Raw genomic sequence first — 22,641 nt, 5'->3', positions numbered from 1 at the left:
GCGAGTTGGACTAGAAGAATGTCCTCGTCCAGAGCAGCGAGACAGGGGGCCGAAATGACGCGCAATCTCCTCGATTTCCATATTCTCCTCGCGCCGGCGGAGGCCGGAGGCGGCGGCTTTTCGCTGTCCAGCCCGGATATCGCCGAGGGCGCGACCATCGATCGCAAATTCGTTTTCAACGATTTCGGCGGGACGGGCGACAATGTCTCGCCACAGCTGAATTGGAGCGAGCCGCCGGCGGGAACCAAGAGCTTCGCGCTCTTCTGTCATGATCCCGACGCGCCGACCGGCGGCGCCGGCTTCTGGCACTGGCTCGTCGTCGATATTCCCGCCTCCACGCGCGCGCTGGCGCAAGGCGCCGGAGCGGTGGGCGACGCTGGTCTCCCGGCGGGCGCGAAGCCGATCCGCAACGACTATGGCTTTTCCCATTGGGGCGGTCCTTGCCCGCCGGTCGGCGATCCGCCGCATCGCTATGTCTTCACCATCTATGCGCTGAGCATCGAGACGGTGGAGGCGCCGGAGGGCGCGACGGCCTCGCTCGTCGGCTTCATCGTCAATCAGAATGTCCTCGCCAAGGCGAGCCTCACCGGCCTCTACGGCCGCTGAGCTTTGCTCGCTGCTCTCGCGGATAATTTGGCGCTCGCCGCGCTCGGTCTTTCGATCGAGGCGGCGATCGGCTATCCGCAATGGCTCTTCGCCGCCATCGGCCATCCGGTCACTTGGATCGGCGCGCTGATCGCCGCGCTCGATCGCCGGCTCAATCGGGGTGGCGCGCCGCCGCTGCTGCGTCGTCTCGCCGGCGTCGGCGCGATCCTCATCGTCGTCGCCATCGCTTGCGGGATCGGCCTTCTGCTGCAGGCGGCCTGCCTCGCTTTGCCTTTCGGGATTGTCCCGCTCGCCGTGCTGACCTCGAGCCTCTATGCGCAGCGCAGCCTCTATTCGCATGTGAAGGATGTTGCAGAGGAGCTCGACGTCTCGCTCGAGCGCGGCCGCGCCAGCGTCGCAAAAATCGTCGGACGCGACGTCTCGCGGCTGAATGAGGCGGGCGTGAGCAGGGCGGCGATCGAAAGCCTCGCCGAGAATTTCTCGGATGGGGTCATCGGCCCGGCCCTCGCCACCGTCTTGTTCGGACTGCCCGGGGCACTCATATACAAAGGCGTGAATACGGCCGACAGCATGATAGGCCACAGGACGATGCGACACGAAGCGTTCGGTTGGGCGAGCGCCCGATTGGACGATCTCCTCAATCTTCCCGCCGCGCGCCTCTCGGCGGCTCTCATCGCGATAGGCGCCGCGCTGACGGGGACCTCCTTCCGGGCCGCGATTTCGACCTGCCTGCGCGATGCGGGCGCGCATGCCTCGCCCAACGCCGGCTGGCCGGAGGCGGCGATGGCCGGCGCCCTGGATTTGCGGCTCGGCGGCCCGCGCGCCTATGGCGCCCATGAGGTCGCGGGCGTCTGGCTCGGCTCGGGCCGCGCAGAGGCGACGCCGGCGGATATTCGCCGCGCCTTGCGGATTTTCAGCTGCGCCGCGGCGACGGCGATCTGCGCTTTCGCAGGCGCCGCTCTGGTGTTGCTCAGTAATTGAGCAGATTAGCTGGTGCTCGAGCGGGCGAAGTGAAAAATTTTTGGCGCCTAGCGCAAAACATCACCAGATTTCATTTCAGGAGACATTGACTATGCTATAATTTCTTTTTTGTGCGTCGCAGCACAGCTCGAATGAGCGGCGGCCGCGCATGAAGGGAGCGTGGAGAGATGGACCGGATATCGTACCAGTTCTATGAGATGATGCATCTGGCTTTCGCCCCGGCGCGGGCGATGTCGGACGCGACTCTCACGACCTTCAAGAGCCCGTTCAATCCCTTCGCGCATACGTCGGTAGGGCGCAGCGTCGCGGCGGCGGCGGAATTGTTCGAGCGCATGACGCGCCGCTATGGCAAGCCGGTCTTCGATCTTCCCGAGACGCTCGTCGATGGCGTGGCGACGCCCATCGTCGAGGAGGTGGTGTGGGAGCGGCCTTTCTGTCGGCTGCTGCATTTCCAGCGAATCTTCCAGGGCGAGGCGCCGCGCCAATCCAAGCTGCTGATCGTCGCGCCAATGTCCGGCCATTACGCCACGCTGCTGCGCGGCACGGTCGAGGCCTTTTTGCCGAGCCATGACGTCTACATCACCGATTGGTGCGACGCGCGTTCCGTGCCGACCGAGAAAGGCGTCTTCAGTCTCGACGATTATGTCGATTATCTCGTCGATGCGCTGCGCCTCTTGTCGAAGCGCGACGATGGCGTTCCGCTGCATACGCTCGGCGTCTGCCAGGCGTCCGTGCCGCTCATCTGCGCCATTGCGGCGCTGGATGGCGAGGGCGGCGTCGATGCGCCGGAATCCATGGTGCTGATGGGCGGACCGATCGATCCGCGCCGCAGCCCGACGGCGGTCAATCGCCTCGCCGTGGAGCGCGGCGTCGACTGGTTCCATCGCAATTGCATCCACAGCGTGCCCTTTCCCCATGCCGGGTTCGGGCGCAAGGTCTATCCGGGCTTTCTGCAGCTCTCGGGCTTCATGGCGATGAATCTCGAGCGCCATGTCGCCGCGCATTTCGATATGTTCAACCATCTCGTCGAGGGCGACGGCGATTCCGCCGAGAAGCATCGCGACTTCTACGACGAATATCTCGCGGTCATGGATCTCGCCGCCGAGTTCTATCTCGAGACGGTCGAGAAAGTGTTCATCCGCCATGAGATTCCGCAGGGCCTGCTGCGCCACCGCGGCGAGATCATCGATCTTTCCGCCATACAGCGCACCGCGCTGCTGACGGTGGAAGGCGAGAAGGACGATATCTCCGGCGTCGGCCAGACCTACGCCGCGCAAGAGCTGTGCGCCAATATTCCGGAAGTCCGCAAGCAGCATTATCTGCAAGAGGGCGTCGGCCATTACGGCGTCTTCAACGGCTCGCGCTTCCGCCGCGACATCGTACCGCGCATCCGCGATTTCTTCACGCGGGTGGAGACTTATTCCAGCTGAGCGGCGCGCGCTTCTCCCCGCGCGCTTCGCGGCGGGGAGAAGCCTCGAAATCGTCAGGCGCGGCCGAAGATCAGGATGAAATTATTGGCCGGAAGATCGACGATCTTCTTCAGCGCGATTCCATGCGGCGTGGCCGCCTTCTCGAGGTCCCGCACATCCTTCAGCCCCCATTCGGAGACCTGGGCGGCGAGGATTTCCTTATCGAAGGCTTCATTGGAGGCGGTCGTATATCCGCCCTCCACCTTGAACGGGCCATAGATGGCGACGAATCCGTCCTTGGCCAGCAGCTTCGCCGCGAGCTGCGCGATGCCGTCGGCGATGGCGACGGGCGCGACCTGGAACAGATTGACGACGAAGATCACGTCATAGAGGCGATCTTTCGCATCGGGCCAGGTCTCGGAGTTGGTGAGATCGATCTTCAGTGGATCGGCGACATTGGCGGCGCCGGCTTCCGCGCGCTTGGCTTTGATCGTCTCGAAGACATCGGCGTCGTAATCAGAAGGCTGCAGGAACAGCTCCTTGAAGTGCGGCGCGAAATAATTGATGTGATTGCCGGCGCCGCTGGCCAGCTCGAGCACATTGCCGCTCTTTGGAAAAATTTCCTTGAACACGTCGAGGATCGGATCGCGATTGCGATTGCCCGCCCAAGCGACATAGGGGCTGAGCGGATAGGGATCGATCGGCGGACGGTCGGCGGGAATGACGACGGCCTCGGCGGTGACGTTCGACATTGCTTGCTCCTCCTTTACGCTTGCACAGGGAATTCGCGCGCCGTCAGGCGGCGAGCAGCTCGGCGAGATGGCGATCGATCGCCGAATTATAGGCGGCGTCCGCTCCAAAGAGAGCGAGATGGCCCCAAGTCGACGAAACGCGGCGCAATCGGCTCTTGGGGATGAGCTTCTGCTCGGCCTCTATGTCGGCGAGCGGGAAGAATCCGTCCTCGTCGATGGCGATGACGGAGGTCTCTGCGCGAATTCGGCCGAGCGCCGTCGCGAGATCGCCATCGGCGTTTCGCGAGACATCGGCGTCGCGCCACTTGCGCAGCAGCAGAAGAAGATTGTTGGGGTCCTGCGGCAGGAAGTGATTCTCGACGAAGCCGGTGACGAAATCATCCGTCGTCGTGAAGCCCAGCTCCGCAAAGCCGCGCGTGTTGTAGAGCGCCGGAGAGAAGCCGGAGGCAGCAAAGACGCGCGAATGTCGGCGCAAGCCGCGATGGACGCGAGAGGCGCGCTCGTACCAGCCCTCCTCGAAGGCGGGATCGGAGGTGATCGCGTCGATGAATGTCTGCACCAGCAGGCGATTATGCGGCGTGCCGCGCGCGAGGCCGGCGATGGGCGCGGCGCGGCGCACCGCCTCGGGAAAACGCACGGCCCATTCATAGGTCTGCTGCGCGCCCATGGAGCCGCCGAGCACGAGAGCGAGGCGCTCGATTCCGAATGTCTCCGTCACCAGACGATGCTGCGCGCGCACGTCGTCGGCGATCTCGACCTTGGGAAAGCGCGCGGCGCCGAAGGGTGCGCGCGTGTTGCTCGGCGAGCTGGAGAGGCCGGCGCCGATCTGATTGACCAGGATGATGAAATATTTTTCTGGATCGAGCGCGCGGCCGGGGCCGACATAGGCGAGCTCGAGAATTTTCGACGAGCCGGAATACCAGCTCGGAAACAGCACGGCGTTGTCGCGCGCCGGCGAGAGCTTTCCGAAAGTGGCGTAGGCGATCTCGAGGTCGCGTATCTTCTCTCCGCTCACGAGATCGAAATCGCCGAGCGCCTGCGTCTCGAAAGGGCCGTGGGTCTTCTGCGAGTAGTAAGCCTCGGTCACGAATGCCTCCGCGTCGGTTCGCGCAGATGCTGCTAAATCATATCGAAAATATCAAGAGATAAAAATTGGGCAGGCGAATTGTCGCATATAAAACAAAACTGTCATATTGCCATGCTGCCGCTACGACGAAAATTAGCGTTGTTAGACTAGTGGGATTATGATTTTAATTGCCGCCGAATGCGCGTGAGGCGCGAGAGATTCGCGGAGGCCGGCATGGGTGAGAAGATATTTCTCTACGCTGAAATTCAGGTGTCGATTCCTTTCGAGCAAATCCCCTGGAAAGAGATCGATGTCGCGATGAAGAAAAATCCCGGCATAAAGAGCAAGACTTGGCTCAGCGGGATCAACACCAACACAATCGGCGGCTTCTACGAATTCGACTCGCTCGAGAACGCCAAGGCCTACGCCACCGGCTATCTCGCCGAGGCGGCGCAGCAGCTCGGCGGCTCGCTGACGGTGCGGCTCTACAATGGCGATGTCGTCGCCGAGGCCAGCAAGGCGATCTACTCGCCCTTCTACTAAAGACGCGTCGCTCGCGAGGTCGAAGGCCGCGAGCTTCGCGGCCTCCGCGCCCGAGCATGCTTCTCTCGCGCCACGCGCGAAACATCATGCTCATAGGAGGCGGCCCGCGGGGCGCCGCGCTTTTCCGCATGGAATCTCCCCACTGGCGCGGAAACGATCTTCTCCGTGACGCCCGGTCCCGATAAGCTTCGTCATGTCGCCGGCGGCGAACCGAACGCTCTCGAGGAGGACGCCATGACCAGCGGAGATCAATTCCCCGTCACCCGTACCGAGGAGGAGTGGCGCGCGCGCCTCACTCCCGATCAATATGTCATAATGCGCCGCCATGGCACCGAGCCGCCGGGCAGCTGCGCGCTCGACCAGGAGAAGCGCCCTGGCGTGTTCTCCTGCGCCGGCTGCGATCAGCCGCTCTTCGCTACGCGCCAGAAATTCTCGAGCGGCACGGGCTGGCCCAGCTTCTTCGATCCGCTCGACGGCGCCATCGCCACCTCCGTCGATCACACCCATGGCATGACCCGCACCGAGGTGCATTGCAGCCGCTGCGGCTCGCATCTCGGCCATGTGTTTCCCGACGGCCCGCCGCCCACCGGTCTTCGCTATTGCATCAATGGCCTCGCCCTGACTTTTTTTCCCGAGTGACGGGCGGGTAGGCGCTACCCCATTCGTCGAGCGACCCTCCCCTCCCCCGCTCGAAGGGGTACGGGTGGGCCGCGACGACGCTCTGGCGCGAGCTTATACGCTCCTTTCGATCGGGAGCGCGGGCGCACGGGACTATATTTCCCACTCTGGATATTGATTTTCAAACCTATACGGGACGAGCCGGCCGCGGCGCGCGCGCCATGCCAGTCGATCACGAACGCTCTGATCGGATAGGTAAAGGGTGGGCGGACGGCCCCGGCTGTTCGAATGTGCGAAGAGAGCGGGACGCGACTCCGAACGAAGAGGAGAGCGTCGCAATCGCTCGATTTCCGCGGAAACTGTGGGCTATATCGCCTGATATTTTCGCTTGACGAGGAATTTCGATCTCTCCATAGCCACGGGGCCGCGGATATCGATCGGCGTCTTGCGGGCAGGAGACGATGTCGCAGGGCCGAATGTCCGCCAGCCGTGGTTCTTGATGAAACTATCGGAAGGTTCTAGTTTCGCGGAACAATGACGGCGAAGACCGGGTTTCTCGGTCTTGGCCCGACGGTCGTTGGCGGCGCGCGCAGGGATTTCCACTGCGCGGGGCATGGCCACTCGGCCCGGATAAATCTTCGAGGGCGGGCGAAACGCTTTCTGCGAGGGGAGAGAAATTGTAATGTCCGATACGTCCATCCCGGCCAGCGGGAAAGGCAACCAGCATCTTTCTCCCAAATCCGATATCGAGATCTCTCAAGCGGCGTCCATGCGTCCGATCGTCGACGTCGCCCGCGAGAAGCTCGGCATCCCCGCCGAACATGTGTTGCCTTACGGACATTACAAGGCGAAAATCTCCCTCGACTATCTCAGCTCCCTGCAGGACCGCCCGGACGGCAAGCTGATCCTCGTCACCGCCATCACGCCGACGCCCGCCGGCGAAGGCAAGACGACCACCACGGTCGGCCTGGGCGATGCGCTCAATCACATCGGCAAGAAGGCCATCATGTGCCTTCGCGAGCCGAGCCTCGGCCCCTGCTTCGGCGTGAAGGGCGGCGCCGCCGGTGGCGGTTATGCACAAGTCGTGCCGATGGAGGACATCAACCTCCATTTCACCGGCGACTTCCACGCCATCGGCGCGGCCAATAATCTGCTCTCCGCGCTCATCGACAATCACGTCTATTGGGGCAATTCGCTCGGCATCGATCCGCGCCGCATCTCCTGGCGCCGCGCTGTGGACATGAACGACCGCTCGCTGCGCTCGATCGTCTCCTCGCTCGGCGGCGTCGCCAATGGCTTCCCGCGTGAGGACGGCTTCGACATCACCGTCGCCTCCGAGGTGATGGCGATCTTCTGCCTCGCCACCAGCCTCGAGGATCTTCAGCGCCGGCTCGGCGACATCATCGTCGCGCAGACGCGCGACAAGAAGAACATCCGCGCCTCCGAGCTGAAGGCGCAGGGCTCCATGGCCGCGCTGCTGAAGGACGCCATCGCCCCCAATCTGGTGCAGACGCTCGAGAATAATCCGGCCTTCATCCATGGCGGGCCTTTCGCCAATATCGCGCATGGCTGCAATTCGGTCATCGCCACCAAGGCGGCGTTGAAGCTCGCCGATTATGTGGTGACGGAAGCCGGCTTCGGCGCCGATCTCGGCGCGGAGAAGTTCTTCGACATCAAATGCCGCAAGGCCGGAATCAAGCCGGACGTCACTGTCATCGTCGCGACAATTCGCGCGCTGAAGATGCATGGCGGCGTCGCCAAGGATGATCTGAAGGTCGAGAATGTCGCGGCGCTGGAGAAGGGCTTCGCCAATCTGAAGCGCCATATCGCCAATGTGCAGAAGTTCGGCGTGCCGGTGATCGTCTCCGTCAACCGCTTCAGCACCGACACGCAGGCGGAGATCGAGCTGCTGCAGAAGCTTTCCCAGGCCGAGGGCGTCGATTGCGTGCTCGCCGATCATTGGGGCTCGGGCGGTCCGGGCGCGGCGGAACTCGCCCATAAGGTCGTCTCGACGATCGAGGCCAAGCCCACGCAGTTCAAGCCGCTCTACGCCGATGATCTGCCGCTGGTGGAGAAGGTGCGCACCATCGCGCGCGAGCTCTATGGCGCCTCGGACATCGCGCTCGATCCGTCGGTGAAGACGCGCTTCGCGGAGCTGGAGAAAGAGGGCTTCGGCCATCTGCCGGTCTGCATCGCCAAGACGCAATACAGCTTCTCGACCGACGCCAACGCCAAGGGGGCGCCCTCGGGTCATGTGATCCCGGTGCGCGAGCTCCGGCTGTCGGCGGGCGCGGAATTCGTCGTCGTCGTCTGCGGCGACATCATGACCATGCCGGGCCTGCCCAAGGTTCCCGCCGCCAACAATATCGAGGTCGGCGCGGACGGGCGGATCGCCGGCCTGTTCTAGAGCGCTCTTCGCTCGAACGATCTCGTTCGAGCGATCAGAGCCCGCTCTGAGCGCGGCCGCCGCGGGAAGAAGCAACGGGCGCCGGGCCTCGTTCCCCGCGTCCGACGAAAACAAACTCGAACCGATGAGCTCGAAGGGAGCCCAAGACATGTCGAATTCCAGAATTCCGGGCCGCAATTTTCTGTTCGTTCCCGGCCCGACCAATATTCCGGACCGTATCCTGCGCGCGATGAATGTCGTTTCCGAGGACCATCGTTCGCCGAAGTTCCCCGAGTTGACGCTGCCGCTGTTCACCCAGCTCAAGAAGGTCTTCAAGACCGAGAGCGCTCAGGCCTTCATCTTCCCGGCTTCGGGCACCGGCGGCTGGGAAGCGGCGATCACCAACACTCTGTCGCCCGGCGACAAGGTCATCGCGCAGCGCTTCGGCCAGTTCACCCATCTGTGGATCGACCTTGCCAAGCGCATCGGTCTCGATGTGATCGAGCAGGACGAGGAGTGGGGCGTCGGCAACAATCCCGACCGCATCGAAGAGACGCTGAAGGCCGACAAGAATCACGAGATCAAGGCCGTCTTCGCCACCCATAACGAGACAGCCACGGGCGTGACCTCGGACATCGGCGCCGTGCGCAAGGCGATCGACAACGCCAAGCATCCCGCCATGCTCTTCGTCGATGGCGTGTCCTCCGTCGGCTCGCTGGACTTCAAGCAGGACGAGTGGGGCGTCGACGTCGCCGTCTCCGGCTCGCAGAAAGGCTTCATGCTGCCGGCCGGCCTCGCCATCATGAGCGTCAGCCAGAAGGCGCTGAAGGCCGGCGAGACCGCCAAGCTGCATCGCGCCTATTTCGACTTCCAGGATCATGTGAAGGCGAACGCCACCGGCTACTTCCCCTACACGCCGGCGCTGCCGCTGCTCTACGGCCTGCGCGAGTCGCTCAATGTTCTGTTCGAGGAAGGCCTCGATCAGGTCTATGCGCGTCATCACCATCTCGCCGAGGGCGTGCGCGCCGCGGTCGCGGCCTGGGGCCTCAAGCCCTGCGCCAAGGAAGCCAAGTGGAACTCCGACACTGTGACCGCGATCGTGGTGCCGGAAGGCTTCGACGCAGCCAAGGTCATCGAGATCGCCTATAAGCGCTACAATCTCGCGCTCGGTGCCGGCCTCAACAAGGTCGCCGGCAAGGTGTTCCGCATCGGCCATCTCGGTGATCTCAACGAGCTGATGCTGCTCGGCGCCATCGCGGGCGCGGAAATGGCGATGCTCGACGTCGGCATTCCGGTCACGGCCGGCAGCGGCGTCGCGGCAGCCCAGGCCGTCTATCGCGCCAATCCGATCCTCCAGGCCTGATGATTCGCGGCCTCGCCCCATTGCGGGCGAGGCTGCTTCTTCAATACGAGACGCGACGTTTCGACGTCGCAAAATGTCGAGCCGAAATGGCCGAGCGACTTCGGGGGAAGCAGCAAACATGTCGCACAAAATCGTCTTTCTCGATCGCGAGACGCTCGACGCCAATTTGCGCAAGCCGAATTTCCCGCACGACTATACGGAATATGCGCAGACCTCTCCGGCCGATGTGGTCGAGCGCCTCAAGGGCGCGACCATCGCCATCACCAATAAGGTTCCGCTGCGCGAGGAAGCGCTGAAGCAGCTTCCCGATCTCAAGCTGATCGCCGTCGCCGCCACCGGCACCGACGTGATCGACAAGGCCTATACGACGGCCAATGGAATCACCGTCTCCAACATCCGCAATTACGCCTTCAACACGCTTCCCGAGCATGTGATCGCGCTGATCTTCGCGCTGCGCCGCAATCTCGTGAACTATGTGGATTCGGTGCGCCGCGGCCGTTGGCAGGAGTCGAACCAGTTCTGCTATTTCGACTATCCGATCTATGACATCGCCGGCTCGACGCTCGGGATCATCGGCTATGGCGCGCTCGGCAAGTCGATCGCGACGCGCGCCGAGGCGCTGGGCATGAAGCTGCTCATCAATGACGTCGTTCCCGGCCCCGGCATCGTCGACATTCCGACCATTCTGCGCGAGGCCGATGTCGTCACGCTCAATCTGCCCCTGACGCCGCAGACCAAGAATCTCATCGGCGCGAAAGAGCTCGCCTCGATGAAGAAGACGTCGATCATCATCAACACCGCGCGCGGCGGCATCGTCGATGAGCAGGCGCTCGCCGATGCGCTGCGCAATGGCGTCATCGCCGGCGCGGGCTTCGACGTGCTGACCGTCGAGCCGCCCAAGCAGGGCAATATTCTGCTCGATCCGACGATTCCCAATCTCATCGTCACGCCGCATGTCGCCTGGGCCTCCAAGGAGGCGATGCAGGTGCTGGCCGATCAGCTGATCGACAATGTCGACGCCTTCGTCGCCGGCGCGCCGCGCAATCTGGTGACGGCGTAAGCGCAGTTGCAGTCTCGCGCCCGACCAGGCGTCATGGCCGGGCTCGTCCCGGCCATCCACGCCGAACGGCGGTGGAGCGGTCGAGACGAAACAGGAATGACTCGGCGCATGTCGGGCGCCTTGCGTGGCCTCGTGGCGTGGATGGCCGGGACGAGCCCGGCCATGACGGACAGCCTTTCACAGGAACTGCTATGACTCAAAAGCTGCTCTTCCTTCTCGACACCGATGCGGTCCCGAGCGTGTTCGACACGGTCGTCGCCTATGACGGCGGCGCGGATCATGTCATCGGCTACGCCAATGTGACGCCTGCGAATGTCGGCGCGCTGGTCGATGGCGCGATCTACACGCGCGGTCCGAAGGAGAAGCAGTTCACCGCGCTCTTCGTGGGCGGCGGCGATATGGTCGCCGGCGAGACCTTGTTCAAAGCGGTGCGCAAGCGCTTCTTCTCGAATTTCCGCGTCTCCGTGATGCTCGACTCCAACGGCTCCAACACGACGGCCGCCGCGGGCGTGGCGCTGCTCGCCAAGGCCAAGCCGCTCGCCGGCAAGAAGGCCATCGTGCTCGCCGGCACCGGCCCGGTCGGCCTGCGCGCCGCGGCCTTCCTGCATTCGGAGGGCGCCGAGGTCGCCATCACCTCGCGCCAGAAGTCGCGCGCCGACGCTGCGGCGGCCGCGCTGCAGGAGCGTTTCGGTTTCACGCCCACCGCGATCGAGGCGGTGGATAACGCCGCCCGCGCCGCGGCGGTGAAGGGAACCAATATCGTCTTCGCGGCGGGCGCCATCGGCGTGCAGCTGCTGGAAGAGCAGGATTGGCAGAATGATCCGACGATCGAGCTGCTCGCGGACGTCAATGCGCAGCCGCCGCTCGGAATCGGCGGCGTCGAGGCGATCGACAAGGCGAAGGAGCGTCACGGCAAGATCGTCATTGGCGCGCTCGGCGTCGGCGGCTTGAAGCTGAAGCTGCATCGCGCCTGCATCGCGCAATTGTTCGAGAGCGCCGACAAGGTGCTCGACGCCGAGGAAATCTACGTGCAGGCCAAGGCGAACGCCTGACTTTCGAGGGATCGACGAGAATGACCAAGGACGAAACGATCGGCAAATTTCTCGACGATCTCGCCAGCGAGCGTCCGACGCCGGGCGGCGGCGGCGCCGCTGCGGTGATGGGCGCCATCGGCGCGGCGCTGGTGTCGATGGTCGCCAATCTCACCATCGGCAAGAAGAATTACGAATCCGTCGAGGAAGATCTCAAAGCCGCGCGGGCCGAGGCGGAGCGCGTTCGCGCCGAGCTGACCGCCGCGATCGACGAAGATGTCGTCGCCTTCAATTCTGTGATGGGGGCCTATGGCCTGCCGCGCGCCACCGATGAGGACAAGGCCGCGCGCTCGGCCGCCATTCAGGCCGCGCTGAAGGACGCCACGCTCGCGCCGCTGCGCGCCGTGAAGGCCTGCTTCGAGGTGATCGTCCTCTCCGAGGCCGCCGCCGACAAAGGCAATCTCAACGTTATCAGCGACGCCGGCGTCGCCGTTCTCGCGGCCAATGCCGGATTGCGGAGCGCCGCGCTCAACGTCTACATCAATGCAAAAGCGATCAAGGATCGCGAGTTCGCAGAGAAACAGATCGGCGAGGTCGAGGCTCTGCTGGCCGCCGCCGCCGAGAAGACCGAAGCCGTCTACAAGGTCGTGAGAGACAAGATCGGCTCGTAATTTCACTCTCGAGCCGGCGATAAAACTGCAAGGGGAGAGGAAACATGGACGTCCATGAGTATCAAGCCAAGGAATTATTGGCGAGCTGCGGCGTCGCCGTGCCCCCCGGCACCGTCGCTTTCAGCCCCGATCAGGCCGTTTACGCGGCGACCGAGCTCGGCGGCTCGCATTGGGTGGTGAAGGCGCAGATTCACGCCGGCGCGCGCGGCAAGGCGGGCGGCATCAAGCTGTGCCGCACCTATCACGAGGTTCAGCAGGCCGCGCGCGAATTGCTCGGCAAGCGTCTCGTCACCAAGCAGACCGGGCCGGAAGGCAAGCCGGTGCAGCGCGTCTACGTCGAGCTCGCCGACCCTTACGAGCGCGAGCTCTATCTCGGCTTCGTCCTCGACCGTAAGCTCGAGCGCGTGCGCGTCATCGCCTCCAAGCATGGCGGCATGGAGATCGAGGAGATCGCCAAGACCGATCCGGACGCTATTCTTCAGGTCATCGTCGAGCCGGCCGTCGGCCTGCTGCCGTTCCAGGCGCGCGAGTTGGCCTTTCAGCTCGGCCTGAATCTCAAGCAGGTGTCGCGCGCGGTTCAGTCGATCCTCGGCGCCTATCGCGCCTTCCGCGACAATGATGCGACCATGCTGGAGATCAATCCGCTGGTCGTCACCAAGGACGACAAGGTGCTCGCGCTCGACGCGAAAATGTCCTTCGACGACAACGCCCTGTTCCGTCGCCGCAACATCGTCGACATGAATGATCCCTCGCAGTCCGACCCGCGCGAAGCGCAGGCGCTGGAGCATGCGCTAAACTACATCGGGCTCGACGGCGAGATCGGCTGCATCGTCAATGGCGCGGGCCTCGCGATGGCGACGATGGACATGATCAAGCACGCGGGCGGCAATCCGGCGAACTTCCTCGATGTCGGCGGCGGCGCCTCGGCCGAGCGCGTCGCGACGGCGTTTCGTCTCGTGCTCTCCGACGCCAATGTGAAGGTGGTGCTCGTCAACATCTTCGCCGGCATCAATCGCTGCGACTGGGTCGCGCAGGGCGTCATCGACGCGGTGAAGGCGACCAACATCACGGCGCCGCTCGTCGTGCGTCTCGCCGGCACCAATGTCGAGGCCGGCCGCAAGCTGCTCGACGAGAGCGGCATCAATGTCATCACCGCCGATTCGCTGGCCGACGCCGCCCAAAAGGCCGTCGCCGCTTGGCGCTCCGTGAAGTGAGCGGCGAGGCCGGGAGGAAACAATGAGCATTCTCATCGACGAAAAAACGCCCATCCTCGTCCAGGGCATCACCGGCGACAAGGGCAGCTTCCACGCCAAGGAGATGATCGACTACGGCACCAATGTCGTCGCCGGCGTCACTCCGGGCAAGGGCGGCAAGACCGTGCATGGCGTGCCGATCTTCGACACGGTGCGCGAGGCGGTGAAGCAGACCGGCGCGACCACCAGCATCACCTTCGTGGCGCCGCCCTATGCGGCCGACGCGATCATGGAGGCGGCCGACGCGGGCATTCGCCTCATCTGCTCCATCACCGACGGCATTCCGGCGCAGGACATGATGCGCGTGAAGCGCTACTTCCTGCGCTATCCGCGCGAGAAGCGTCCGACGATGGTCGGGCCGAACTGCGCCGGCATCATCAGCCCCGGCAAGGCCATGCTCGGCATCATGCCCGGCCATATCTACAAGCAGGGAAATGTCGGCCTCATCTCGCGCTCCGGCACGCTCGGCTATGAGGCGGCCTCGCAGCTGAAGGAGCTCGGGCTCGGCATCTCGACCTCGGTCGGCATCGGCGGCGATCCCATCAACGGCTCGTCCTTCCTGGATCATCTCGTGCTGTTCGATCAGGATCCGGAGACGGAAGCCGTGCTCATCATCGGCGAGATCGGCGGTCCGCAGGAGGCCGAGGCAGCGGCCTGGATCAAGGAGAATTTCTCCAAGCCGGTGGTCGGCTTCGTCGCCGGCCTCACGGCGCCCAAGGGTCGCCGCATGGGCCATGCGGGCGCCATCATCTCGGCGACCGGCGACAGCGCCGCGGAGAAGACCGAGATCATGAAGTCCTACGGCCTCGCCGTGGCGCCGAGCCCGGCCGAGTTCGGCTCGGCCGTCGCCGCCGTGCTGAAGCGCGCGTGACACGAGAAACGCCTCTTCCCGCGCCGCGGGGAGAGGCTCCCATCCGCCTCACCATAGCCAGGGAGACTGCATGACCGCCGACCAGAAGGTCTTGTCCGAATCGACCTCGTCCGCCGCCCCTTCGGCGCTGGCGACGCGATCGGTCAAAGAGGCGGCGGCTTTTCTGCTCGACCAGCTCGTGGGCGTGGTGAAGCGCCATCAGCCGGAGATCGCGCCCGTGCTGAGCGGCTTCGGCTCCTCCGCCGGCCTGCCGCCGGCGCTGATGGCGCGGGCTCTGCAGGCGCAGGGCATATGGTTTCAGCTGCTCTCCATCGCCGAGCAGGCCTCGGCCATGCGCCGCCGCCGCACCATAGAGCGCGCCAAGGGCCGCGACGAATTGCTCGGCTCCTTCGCCCATGTTCTGGCGGACGCCGCCAAGTCCGGCGTCACCGCCGACGAGATTCGCGCGCAGCTCAAATCGCTGCGCATTCGCCCGGTCATCACCGCCCATCCGACCGAGGCCAAGCGCGTCACCGTCCTCGAGAAGAATCGCAAGATCTATCTGCTGCTGAAGGATCTCGAATCCTCGCGCTGGACCGATCGCGAGCGCGCCAGCCGCATCGGCGCCGTCGGCGATCAGATCGAGCTTTTGTGGCTCACCGGCGAATTGCATCTCGAGAAGCCGACCGTCGAGCACGAGGTCGCCTGGGGCCTGCATTTCTTCGCCGAAAATCTTTTCGATCTCGCGCCGGAGATGCTCGCCTCCTTCGAGAGCGCGCTCGCCGCTCATTATCCCAATGAGCGCTTCGATATCACGCCCTTCTTCCAATTCGGCTCCTGGATCGGCGGCGACCGCGACGGCAATCCATTCGTCACCAATGCGGTGACGCGCGAGACGATGACCGTCAACGCGCTCGCCAGCCTCGAATATTATCGCCAGCGCATTCTCGATCTCGCGCGCGTGCTGTCGATCAGCGAAGGCTCGGTGACGATCCCGGCCGAGTTCCGCGCCGCGCTCGAGGCGGAGCTGGCGCAGGTCGAGGACGCCGACAGGATCAAGACGCGCAATCACGGCGAGGCCTTCCGCCAATATCTCACCTGCGTGCTGCGCAAGCTCGACGAGACGATCCTCACCACCAAGGGCGAAGGTCGCGGCAAGGCGCGCTACGGCAACGCCGACGAGCTGATCCGCGATCTGCGCATTCTGGAGCAGGCGTTGATCGAGAGCCGCAGCCCGTCGCTCGCCGCCGATATGGTGCGGCCGGCGCGGCGCGCGGTGGAGATTTTCCGCTTCAGCACCGTGCGTCTCGATCTGCGCGAGAACACGACGCGCACCAATAATGCGCTGCGCGACATTCATCGCATCAAGACCGGCAAGGATGCGCCGGACGTCGACTCGCCCGAGTGGCAGGCCTGGCTCATCGCCGAGCTGGCGCAGCCGCGCAATGGCGTTCCGCTCACAGGCCTCGCGCCGGAGTCGCAAGATACGCTCGACATGTTCGCGCTGGTCGCGGACATGCGCTCGCGCCTCGATCGCGAGGCCTTCGGCAGCTTCATCCTCTCCATGACGCATTCGGTCGCCGATGTTCTCGGCGCCTATGTGCTGGCCAAGCATGGCGGGCTCTATCTCGATGACGCCGGCCTCGAGCTGTGCACCCTGCCGATCGTGCCATTGTTCGAGACGATTCCCGATCTGCGCGCCGCGCCCGTCATCATGCGCGAGCTGCTGCGCGTGCCCGTCGTGCGCCGCAGCACGCGCTGGCAGGGCAATGTGCAAGAGGTGATGATCGGCTATTCCGACTCCAACAAGGACGGCGGCTTCATGTCGTCGAACTGGGAGCTGGCGAAAGCGCAATCCAAGCTGACGCGCCTCGGCGAGGAGCTGGGCGTCGCCATCGCCTTCTTCCACGGCCGCGGCGGCTCGGTCAGCCGCGGCGGCGCGCCGACCGGACACGCCATCGCCGCGCAGCCGGCGGGCTCCATTCGCGGCCGCTTCCGCGTGACGGAGCAGGGCGAGGTCGTCTCCTTCAAATACGCCAATCGCGGCACGGCCTCCTATCAGCTGGAGCTGCTGGCGAGCAGCGTCTTCGCCCATGCGCTGAAGTCCGAGCGCGAGGATGCGCTCGTTCCCCGCGCGGAGTTCGACGATGCGCTGGAGGCGCTCTCCGGCGCCTCGCTCGCGGCCTATGGCAAATTCATCGCCGATCCCGATCTCGTCGCCTATTTCCAGGCGGCGAGCCCGCTCGAGGAAATCTCGCTGCTCAATATCGGCTCGCGGCCGGCGCGTCGCTTCGGCGCGCGCAGCCTCGCGGATCTGCGCGCTATCCCTTGGGTCTTCGCCTGGGCGCAGAACCGTCACGCCATCACCGGCTGGTATGGCGTCGGCTCCGGCCTCACCAGCTTCATCGAGGTGCGCGGCGAGCGCGGCCTGCAGCTGCTGCATCGCATGTTCGAGGATTCGCGCCTCTTCCGCCTCATCCTCGACGAGGTGGAGAAAACGCTGGCGATGGTCGATCTCGGCATTGCCCGGCAATACGCTTCGCTGGTCGCCGACGAAGCCGTGCGCAAGAAAATCTTTTCGGCGATCGAGGCCGAATATCACCTCACTTGCGAGAGCGTGCTGCGCATCACCGGCGGCGGCGAGATCGGCGCGCGCTTCACCGACTATCAGGCGCGGCTCGCGCATCGCCTCGCCACCATCAACGAGGTCAACCGCGAGCAGGTGGAATTGCTGCGCCTGTTCCGCACCACCGAAGAGGAAGCGCTGAAGGAGGAATACAAGTCGGCTTTGCTGCTGTCGATCAGCTGCATCGCCGCCGGCCTCGGCGCCACCGGATAAGCTCTTACACAGGGAAAGGGAGTCATCATGAGTTTCACTTTGATCGAGCAGGCGACGCCGCGTCTCCATCGCTCCGAGCTGGCCGTTCCGGGCTCTGCCCCGGGCATGTTCGAGAAGGCCGCGACCTCCAAGTCCGACCAGGTCTTCCTGGACCTCGAGGACGCGGTCGCTCCGGACGACAAGGAGCAGGCGCGCAAGAACATCATCCAGGGCCTCAATGAGATCGATTGGGGCTCCAAGACCATGACGCTGCGCATCAACGGCCTCGACACGCATTTCTGCTATCGCGATGTGGTCGATGTCGTCGAGGCCTGCCCGCGTCTCGACGTGATCCTCATTCCGAAGGTCGGCGTTCCGCAGGACGTCTACGCCATCGACATGTTGGTCACGCAGATCGAGAGCTACAAGAAGCGCACCAAGCGCATCGGCTTCGAGCTGCTGATCGAGACCGCGCTCGGCATGGCCAATGTCGAGGCGATCGCTCAGGCTTCGAAGCGCAATGAGGCGCTCTCCTTCGGCGTCGCCGACTATGCCGCTTCGACCCGCGCCCGCACCACCGTCATCGGCGGCGTGAACCCGGATTATGGCGTTCTCTCGGACAAGGACGCCGAGGGCAATCGCCAGTATTTCTGGGCCGACCAGTGGCATGCGGCGCAGACGCGCTTCCTCGTCGCCGCGCGCGCCTATGGCCTGCGTCCGATCGACGGCCCGTTCGGCGACTTCGGCGATCCGGATGGCTATATCGCCGCCGCCAAGCGCGCCGCGGTCCTCGGCTTCGAGGGCAAGTGGGCGATTCATCCCTCGCAGATCGATTTGGCCAATCAGGTCTTCACGCCTTCCGAGGCGGAAGTGAAGAAGGCCCGCCGCATTCTCGAGGCGATGGAGCAGGCGGCCAAGGAAGGCCGCGGCGCCGTGTCTCTCGACGGCCGCCTGATCGACATCGCCAGCATCCGCATGGCGCAGGCGCTGATCGACAAGGCGGATCAGATCGGCGCTGCGTAAGCAGCCGAATCGTCGGGCGCGCATCCTTCTCCCACAAGTGGGAGAAGGGAGAACACGACGGTCGTAGCGCTCTCTCCCTTCTCCCTCAAGCGGGAGAAGGGAGAACGTCGAGATTCAGGGATTTGGTCTATGTCTGACGACTACCGCACGCTTCTCCGCGCCATGTTCGACGCCGCTGTCGGCGCGGCGCATCCGTCCGTCTGCCTGCCGGCCTTCCTCGAGAAGATCGCGCCGCCCAAAGGCCGCACCATCGTCGTCGGCGCGGGCAAGGCGGCGGCCTCCATGGCCGCGGCGGTCGAAGCGCATTGGCCGCATCCGATCGAGGGCCTCGTCGTCACCCGTTACGAGCATGGCGCCCCCACTTCCAAGATCGAGGTGATCGAGGCCTCGCATCCGGTGCCGGACGCCGCCGGCCGCGCCGCCGCGGGACGCATCCTCGCGAAGGTCCAGGGCCTCACTGAGGACGATCTCGTGCTCGCGCTGATTTCCGGCGGCGGCTCGGCGCTGATGGCGCTGCCCGCGGACGGCGTCAGCCTCGAGGAGAAGCAGGCCGTCAACAAGGCGCTGCTGAAGAGCGGCGCGACCATTTCCGAGATGAATTGCGTGCGCAAGCACCTCTCCGCCATCAAGGGCGGACGTCTCGCCCGCGCCGCCGCGCCGGCCAAGGTCGTCGCGCTGATGATCTCCGACGTGCCGAACGACGATCTCTCCGTCATCGCCTCCGGCCCCACAGTGCCGGACCCGACGACGCGCGAGGACGCGCTCGCCGTCATCGCCAAATATAAGATCGACGCGCCGGCCGCCGTGCTGGCCTATCTTTCGTCGGACGCCTGCGAGACGCCGAAGCCCGGCGACAAGATTTTCGATCGCGTCGAGAACATTCTCATCGCGACGCCGCAAGGCTCGCTGGACGCCGCCGCCGCAGTGGCGAGCAAGGCCGGCTTCACGCCGCTCATCCTCGGCGATCTCGAGGGCGAATCGCGCGATGTCGCGCTGGTCCACGCGGGCATCGCCCGGCAGATCGCCCGCCATGCGCAGCCGATCGCGCCGCCCGTCGCCATCATCTCCGGCGGCGAGACCACCGTCACCGTGCGCGGCAATGGCAAGGGCGGCCGCGACGCGGAGTTCCTGCTGGCGCTGACGCTGGCGCTCGAGGGCTTCGGCGGCATTTCCGCCATCGCCTGCGATACGGATGGAATCGACGGCAGCGAGGACAACGCCGGCGCGATCATGACCGCCGATTCCTTCGCGCGGGCGGCGGCGCAGGGCGTCGATCTCAAGGCGCTCTTCGCCAATAACGACGCCTATACGGCTTTCGAGAAGCTCGGCGATCTCCTCGTCACCGGCCCGACGCGCACCAATGTGAACGACTTCCGCGTCATTCTCGTGCCCGGTCGGGCGAGTTGAGGGCATTCCGGGCTTGCCGGCCGCATCTGTTATAATATAACATTTGAAAATGAACCGACCGCAATCGGCGATTTTTCAAAAGGACGCGCCCGCCGCTCATGCGCATGGCGAGCGCGCCGACGGCCGCGTCTCGCTGCTGCGCCTTTCGGCGGGCGAGCGGCTTCTCGCCGCGGCCGCCGTGCTGGCGCTGCTCTGGGCCGCGGTCTATTGGGCGCTGAGCTGAAGGCGCGACGAATGAGCGCTGGCGCGATCCGGCTGGAGAATGTGACGCTCGGCTATGAGCGTCGCCCGGCCGTGCATCACATTTCCGGCGTCGTCGAGGCCGGCGCGGGGCTCGCCGTCTGTGGGCCGAACGGCGCCGGCAAATCCACTCTGCTCAAAGCGCTCGCCGGCCTGTTGACGCCGCTCGGCGGTCGCATCGTCTATGACGGCCTCGCATTGCGCGATATCGCCTATCTGCCGCAATCCGCCGAGATCGATCACGCCTTTCCGATAGATGTGCTGGATTTCGTCTCCATGGGCGCGATGCGCCGCATCGGGCTTTTCGGCCGCGTCGGCGCGGCGGAGCGCGCCCGCATCGCATCGGCGCTCGCCGCGGTCGGCCTCGCGGGTTTCGAGGACCGCGCGATCGGCACGCTCTCCGGCGGCCAGATGCAGCGCGTGCTGTTCGCGCGGCTGCTGGTCGAGGATTGCCCGGTCATTCTGCTCGACGAGCCTTTCGGCGCCATAGACGCCCGAACCATCGACGATCTGGTGAAGATCATCGCTCGCTGGCGGGAGGAGGGCCGCACCGTCATCGCGGTTCTGCACGAGCTCGATCTCGCCCGCCGCGCCTTTCCGCAGGCGCTGCTGCTGGCGCGCGAGCCGATCTTCTGGGGCGCGACGCAAGAGGCGCTGTCCGAGGCGCATCTCGCGCAGGCGAGCCACATGGTCGAAGCGTACGATCGTGAGGCCGAGGAATGCCGGCGCGACGAGACTCCCCATGCTGCATGAGCTCTTCATCGCGCCTTTCGTCGATTACGAATTCATGCGCCGCGCGCTGGTCGGCGCAATCGCTCTGTCGATCTCCGGCTGCCCGCTCGGCGTCTTCCTGATTCTGCGCCGCATGTCGCTGGCCGGCGACGCGCTCTCGCACGCCATTCTGCCGGGCGCGGCGCTCGGCTATCTCGCCTGCGGTCTGTCGCTGCCGGCGATGACATTCGGCGGCCTGCTCGCCGGCCTTGCGGTCGCCGTGGCGTCGAGCGCAGCGGCGCGCTGGACGGCCCTGCGCGAGGACGCTTCACTCGCGGCTTTCTATCTCGTGTCGCTGGCGCTCGGCGTCGCGCTCGTCTCGCTCAAGGGCTCGAATGTCGATCTCCTGCATGTGCTGTTCGGCTCGGTGCTGGCGCTCGACGACGCCACGCTGATCTTCCTCGCCGCCATTGCGAGCTTCACTCTGTCGGCGCTCGCGCTCGCCTATCGGGCGCTGGCGCTGGACACTTTCGATCCGCTCTTCGCCCGCCGCGTCAGCCCGCTGGGCGAATGGATTCCCTTCGCCTTTTTGGCGCTGGTGGTGCTCAATCTGGTGGCCGGCTTCCATGCGCTCGGCACGCTGATGGCGGTCGGAATCATCATGCTGCCGGCCGCCTCGGCGCGGCTGTGGACGCGCGACCTCACCGGGGCGCTGCCGCTGGCGGCGGCGATCGGCGCGGCCTCTTCTTATTTCGGCCTCGTCCTGTCCTTCCGCACGGGCCTCGCCGCCGGACCCGTGATCATCCTCATGGCGGGCGGCGCTTATTTCCTCTCTTTGATTTTCGGAAAGACCGGCGGCGTGATTCGCTTGCGGAGGCCCAAGCGACATTTGGAGGGGTGACGCATGGAAACATCGCGCGCGACGTCCTCGCATTTTTGCCTTTTGTCGCGTCGCGCCGTGCTGGCGACGCTCGCGCTCCTCGCCTCGCCGCTTCGCGCCCAGCCTGCGCCGCTGCCGCCGCCGAGGCTGCCGGTCGTCGCCAGCTTTTCCATTCTCGGCGATCTCGCCCGCATCGTCGGCGGCGACCGCATCGACGTCACGACCATCGTCGGGCCGAACGGCGACGCCCATGTCTATCAGCCGAGCCCGCAGGACGGGCGCCGCCTCGCCGCGGCCAAGCTCGTTTTCGTCAACGGCCTCGGCTTCGAAGGCTGGATCGACCGGCTCGTCGCCGCCTCCAAGACCAAAGCCCGCATCGTCACCGCGAGCCGAGCCGTCACGCCGCGCAAGGAGGGTGAAGGCGTCGATCCGCACGCCTGGCAGGATGTCGCCAATGTCAAAATCTATGTCGCCAACATAAGAGACGCGCTGGTCGAGGCCGATCCGGACGGCGCCGCGCGCTACAAGGCCAATGCCGCGGAATATCTCCATGCGCTCGGCGCGCTCGACGCCGAGATCGTCGCGGCGATCGACGCCATTCCGCGGGCGCGCCGCCGCGTCGTCTCCACTCACGACGCTTTCGGCTATTTCGCGGCGCGCTATGGCGTGGAGTTCATCGCGCCGCAGGGCGTCTCCACCGACGCCGAGGCGAGCGCGCGGGACATCGCCCGCATCGTCGATGCGGTGAAGGCGCATAAGGTCGCGGCCGTGTTCCTCGAGAATATCGTCGATCCGCGCTTCGCCAAGCGCATCGCCGCGGAGACGGGGGCCAAGGTCGGCGGCACGCTCTATTCGGACGCGCTCTCCCCGCCGGACGGCCCGGCGCCGAGCTATCTCCGGCTGATGCGCTTCAATGTGAAGCAATTGACCGAGGCGCTCGCGCCCTGACGCTCACGGTCGCCCGACGATTTTC

At 65.1% G+C, this 22,641-nt stretch carries 21 protein-coding genes; 19 read left to right on the top strand and 2 right to left on the bottom strand.

All coding sequences use genetic code 11. The features are described from left to right. The first annotated feature begins 54 nt into the window (after nucleotides 1-54). The 3 genes from A1351_RS03395 to A1351_RS03385 all read left to right on the top strand — a co-directional run bounded on the left by A1351_RS03395 (nucleotide 55) and on the right by A1351_RS03385 (nucleotide 3,017). Nucleotides 55-606 carry a YbhB/YbcL family Raf kinase inhibitor-like protein gene (locus A1351_RS03395; protein ID WP_024878019.1) on the top strand — a complete coding sequence of 184 codons (552 nt, stop codon included), beginning with the start codon at nucleotides 55-57 and terminating at the stop codon, nucleotides 604-606. Nucleotides 607-609: 3 nt separating this feature from the next. Beyond that, the gene (gene cbiB / locus A1351_RS03390; RefSeq protein WP_024878018.1) at nucleotides 610-1,587 is read left to right on the top strand and encodes an adenosylcobinamide-phosphate synthase CbiB; all 978 of its coding nucleotides are present in this window, start codon (nucleotides 610-612) and stop codon (nucleotides 1,585-1,587) included. Between the two features lie 167 nt (nucleotides 1,588-1,754). Beyond that, nucleotides 1,755-3,017: a polyhydroxyalkanoate depolymerase gene (locus A1351_RS03385; RefSeq protein ID WP_024878017.1), complete on the top strand. Its 1,263-nt coding sequence runs from the start codon at nucleotides 1,755-1,757 to the stop codon at nucleotides 3,015-3,017. Nucleotides 3,018-3,070: 53 nt separating this feature from the next. Here A1351_RS03385 and A1351_RS03380 read toward each other — a convergent pair whose 3' ends face one another. Both A1351_RS03380 and A1351_RS03375 read right to left on the bottom strand, forming a co-directional pair. Beyond that, entirely contained in the window at nucleotides 3,071-3,748 is a 678-nt protein-coding gene (locus tag A1351_RS03380) for a DUF938 domain-containing protein (RefSeq protein WP_026599705.1), read from the bottom strand. A 43-nt stretch (nucleotides 3,749-3,791) separates the two neighbouring features. Beyond that, nucleotides 3,792-4,835 carry an alpha/beta fold hydrolase gene (locus tag A1351_RS03375; protein ID WP_024878015.1) on the bottom strand — a complete coding sequence of 348 codons (1,044 nt, stop codon included), beginning with the start codon at nucleotides 4,833-4,835 and terminating at the stop codon, nucleotides 3,792-3,794. 213 nt (nucleotides 4,836-5,048) lie between these two features. Between A1351_RS03375 and A1351_RS03370 the strand changes: the two genes are divergently transcribed. The 16 genes from A1351_RS03370 to A1351_RS03300 all read left to right on the top strand — a co-directional run bounded on the left by A1351_RS03370 (nucleotide 5,049) and on the right by A1351_RS03300 (nucleotide 22,616). Beyond that, nucleotides 5,049-5,357 (top strand): YdhR family protein, encoded by a 309-nt coding sequence (locus A1351_RS03370; protein WP_018267453.1) that lies wholly within the window; start codon nucleotides 5,049-5,051, stop codon nucleotides 5,355-5,357. Between the two features lie 234 nt (nucleotides 5,358-5,591). Continuing rightward, nucleotides 5,592-5,996 (top strand): peptide-methionine (R)-S-oxide reductase MsrB, encoded by a 405-nt coding sequence (gene msrB / locus A1351_RS03365; RefSeq protein WP_026599704.1) that lies wholly within the window; start codon nucleotides 5,592-5,594, stop codon nucleotides 5,994-5,996. A gap of 661 nt (nucleotides 5,997-6,657) precedes the next feature. Continuing rightward, nucleotides 6,658-8,382: a formate--tetrahydrofolate ligase gene (locus tag A1351_RS03360; RefSeq protein WP_024878013.1), complete on the top strand. Its 1,725-nt coding sequence runs from the start codon at nucleotides 6,658-6,660 to the stop codon at nucleotides 8,380-8,382. 148 nt (nucleotides 8,383-8,530) lie between these two features. After that, nucleotides 8,531-9,724 carry an aminotransferase class V-fold PLP-dependent enzyme gene (locus tag A1351_RS03355; protein WP_024878012.1) on the top strand — a complete coding sequence of 398 codons (1,194 nt, stop codon included), beginning with the start codon at nucleotides 8,531-8,533 and terminating at the stop codon, nucleotides 9,722-9,724. 118 nt (nucleotides 9,725-9,842) lie between these two features. Continuing rightward, nucleotides 9,843-10,784: a D-2-hydroxyacid dehydrogenase gene (locus tag A1351_RS03350; protein WP_024878011.1), complete on the top strand. Its 942-nt coding sequence runs from the start codon at nucleotides 9,843-9,845 to the stop codon at nucleotides 10,782-10,784. Nucleotides 10,785-10,975: 191 nt separating this feature from the next. Further along, complete coding sequence (locus A1351_RS03345) at nucleotides 10,976-11,836, top strand: NADP-dependent methylenetetrahydromethanopterin/methylenetetrahydrofolate dehydrogenase (protein ID WP_024878010.1); 861 nt, start codon at nucleotides 10,976-10,978, stop codon at nucleotides 11,834-11,836. Between the two features lie 20 nt (nucleotides 11,837-11,856). Next, a complete protein-coding gene (gene fchA / locus A1351_RS03340) occupies nucleotides 11,857-12,486 on the top strand; it encodes a methenyltetrahydrofolate cyclohydrolase (RefSeq protein WP_024878009.1) in 630 nt (209 codons plus the stop codon). A gap of 44 nt (nucleotides 12,487-12,530) precedes the next feature. Then, entirely contained in the window at nucleotides 12,531-13,700 is a 1,170-nt protein-coding gene (locus A1351_RS03335; protein ID WP_024878008.1) for a malate--CoA ligase subunit beta, read from the top strand. A gap of 22 nt (nucleotides 13,701-13,722) precedes the next feature. Continuing rightward, nucleotides 13,723-14,610 carry a succinate--CoA ligase subunit alpha gene (gene sucD, locus A1351_RS03330; protein WP_018267462.1) on the top strand — a complete coding sequence of 296 codons (888 nt, stop codon included), beginning with the start codon at nucleotides 13,723-13,725 and terminating at the stop codon, nucleotides 14,608-14,610. A gap of 70 nt (nucleotides 14,611-14,680) precedes the next feature. Next, on the top strand, nucleotides 14,681-17,428 hold the full coding sequence (locus A1351_RS03325) for a phosphoenolpyruvate carboxylase (protein ID WP_024878007.1): 2,748 nt from the start codon (nucleotides 14,681-14,683) through the stop codon (nucleotides 17,426-17,428). A gap of 27 nt (nucleotides 17,429-17,455) precedes the next feature. Further along, entirely contained in the window at nucleotides 17,456-18,430 is a 975-nt protein-coding gene (locus tag A1351_RS03320) for a CoA ester lyase (protein ID WP_024878006.1), read from the top strand. 129 nt (nucleotides 18,431-18,559) lie between these two features. Continuing rightward, nucleotides 18,560-19,837 (top strand): glycerate kinase, encoded by a 1,278-nt coding sequence (locus A1351_RS03315; protein ID WP_064032188.1) that lies wholly within the window; start codon nucleotides 18,560-18,562, stop codon nucleotides 19,835-19,837. A 49-nt stretch (nucleotides 19,838-19,886) separates the two neighbouring features. After that, a complete protein-coding gene (locus A1351_RS24355; protein WP_157096070.1) occupies nucleotides 19,887-20,060 on the top strand; it encodes a hypothetical protein in 174 nt (57 codons plus the stop codon). An 11-nt stretch (nucleotides 20,061-20,071) separates the two neighbouring features. After that, on the top strand, nucleotides 20,072-20,830 hold the full coding sequence (locus A1351_RS03310; RefSeq protein WP_064032185.1) for a metal ABC transporter ATP-binding protein: 759 nt from the start codon (nucleotides 20,072-20,074) through the stop codon (nucleotides 20,828-20,830). Next, on the top strand, nucleotides 20,820-21,689 hold the full coding sequence (locus A1351_RS03305; protein ID WP_024878003.1) for a metal ABC transporter permease: 870 nt from the start codon (nucleotides 20,820-20,822) through the stop codon (nucleotides 21,687-21,689). Before A1351_RS03310 ends, A1351_RS03305 begins: the two co-directional genes overlap by 11 nt. A 3-nt stretch (nucleotides 21,690-21,692) precedes the next feature. Next, nucleotides 21,693-22,616, top strand: coding sequence for a metal ABC transporter substrate-binding protein (locus A1351_RS03300; protein ID WP_157096069.1), 924 nt, complete (start codon nucleotides 21,693-21,695; stop codon nucleotides 22,614-22,616). Nucleotides 22,617-22,641 lie beyond the last annotated feature (25 nt).

Source organism: Methylosinus sp. R-45379 (assembly GCF_001644125.1).
Taxonomy (GTDB): Bacteria; Pseudomonadota; Alphaproteobacteria; order Rhizobiales; family Beijerinckiaceae; genus Methylosinus.
The sequence above is the reverse complement of the archived record's forward strand: the minus strand, read 5'-3'. Positions and strand labels throughout refer to the sequence as shown.

What these genes read in the sequence shown, in the direction of transcription:
- A1351_RS03345 (WP_024878010.1), top strand. Translation starts at nt 10,976, where the DNA reads ATGACTCAAAAGCTGCTCTTCCTTCTCGACACCGATGCGGTCCCGAGC.
- A1351_RS03350 (WP_024878011.1), top strand. Translation starts at nt 9,843, where the DNA reads ATGTCGCACAAAATCGTCTTTCTCGATCGCGAGACGCTCGACGCCAAT.
- A1351_RS24355 (WP_157096070.1), top strand. Translation starts at nt 19,887, where the DNA reads ATGAACCGACCGCAATCGGCGATTTTTCAAAAGGACGCGCCCGCCGCT.
- msrB (WP_026599704.1), top strand. Translation starts at nt 5,592, where the DNA reads ATGACCAGCGGAGATCAATTCCCCGTCACCCGTACCGAGGAGGAGTGG.
- A1351_RS03320 (WP_024878006.1), top strand. Translation starts at nt 17,456, where the DNA reads ATGAGTTTCACTTTGATCGAGCAGGCGACGCCGCGTCTCCATCGCTCC.
- A1351_RS03360 (WP_024878013.1), top strand. Translation starts at nt 6,658, where the DNA reads ATGTCCGATACGTCCATCCCGGCCAGCGGGAAAGGCAACCAGCATCTT.
- A1351_RS03315 (WP_064032188.1), top strand. Translation starts at nt 18,560, where the DNA reads ATGTCTGACGACTACCGCACGCTTCTCCGCGCCATGTTCGACGCCGCT.
- A1351_RS03380 (WP_026599705.1), bottom strand. Translation starts at nt 3,748, where the DNA reads ATGTCGAACGTCACCGCCGAGGCCGTCGTCATTCCCGCCGACCGTCCG.
- A1351_RS03355 (WP_024878012.1), top strand. Translation starts at nt 8,531, where the DNA reads ATGTCGAATTCCAGAATTCCGGGCCGCAATTTTCTGTTCGTTCCCGGC.
- A1351_RS03310 (WP_064032185.1), top strand. Translation starts at nt 20,072, where the DNA reads ATGAGCGCTGGCGCGATCCGGCTGGAGAATGTGACGCTCGGCTATGAG.
- sucD (WP_018267462.1), top strand. Translation starts at nt 13,723, where the DNA reads ATGAGCATTCTCATCGACGAAAAAACGCCCATCCTCGTCCAGGGCATC.
- A1351_RS03325 (WP_024878007.1), top strand. Translation starts at nt 14,681, where the DNA reads ATGACCGCCGACCAGAAGGTCTTGTCCGAATCGACCTCGTCCGCCGCC.
- fchA (WP_024878009.1), top strand. Translation starts at nt 11,857, where the DNA reads ATGACCAAGGACGAAACGATCGGCAAATTTCTCGACGATCTCGCCAGC.
- A1351_RS03370 (WP_018267453.1), top strand. Translation starts at nt 5,049, where the DNA reads ATGGGTGAGAAGATATTTCTCTACGCTGAAATTCAGGTGTCGATTCCT.
- A1351_RS03300 (WP_157096069.1), top strand. Translation starts at nt 21,693, where the DNA reads ATGGAAACATCGCGCGCGACGTCCTCGCATTTTTGCCTTTTGTCGCGT.
- A1351_RS03385 (WP_024878017.1), top strand. Translation starts at nt 1,755, where the DNA reads ATGGACCGGATATCGTACCAGTTCTATGAGATGATGCATCTGGCTTTC.
- A1351_RS03305 (WP_024878003.1), top strand. Translation starts at nt 20,820, where the DNA reads ATGCTGCATGAGCTCTTCATCGCGCCTTTCGTCGATTACGAATTCATG.
- A1351_RS03395 (WP_024878019.1), top strand. Translation starts at nt 55, where the DNA reads ATGACGCGCAATCTCCTCGATTTCCATATTCTCCTCGCGCCGGCGGAG.
- A1351_RS03335 (WP_024878008.1), top strand. Translation starts at nt 12,531, where the DNA reads ATGGACGTCCATGAGTATCAAGCCAAGGAATTATTGGCGAGCTGCGGC.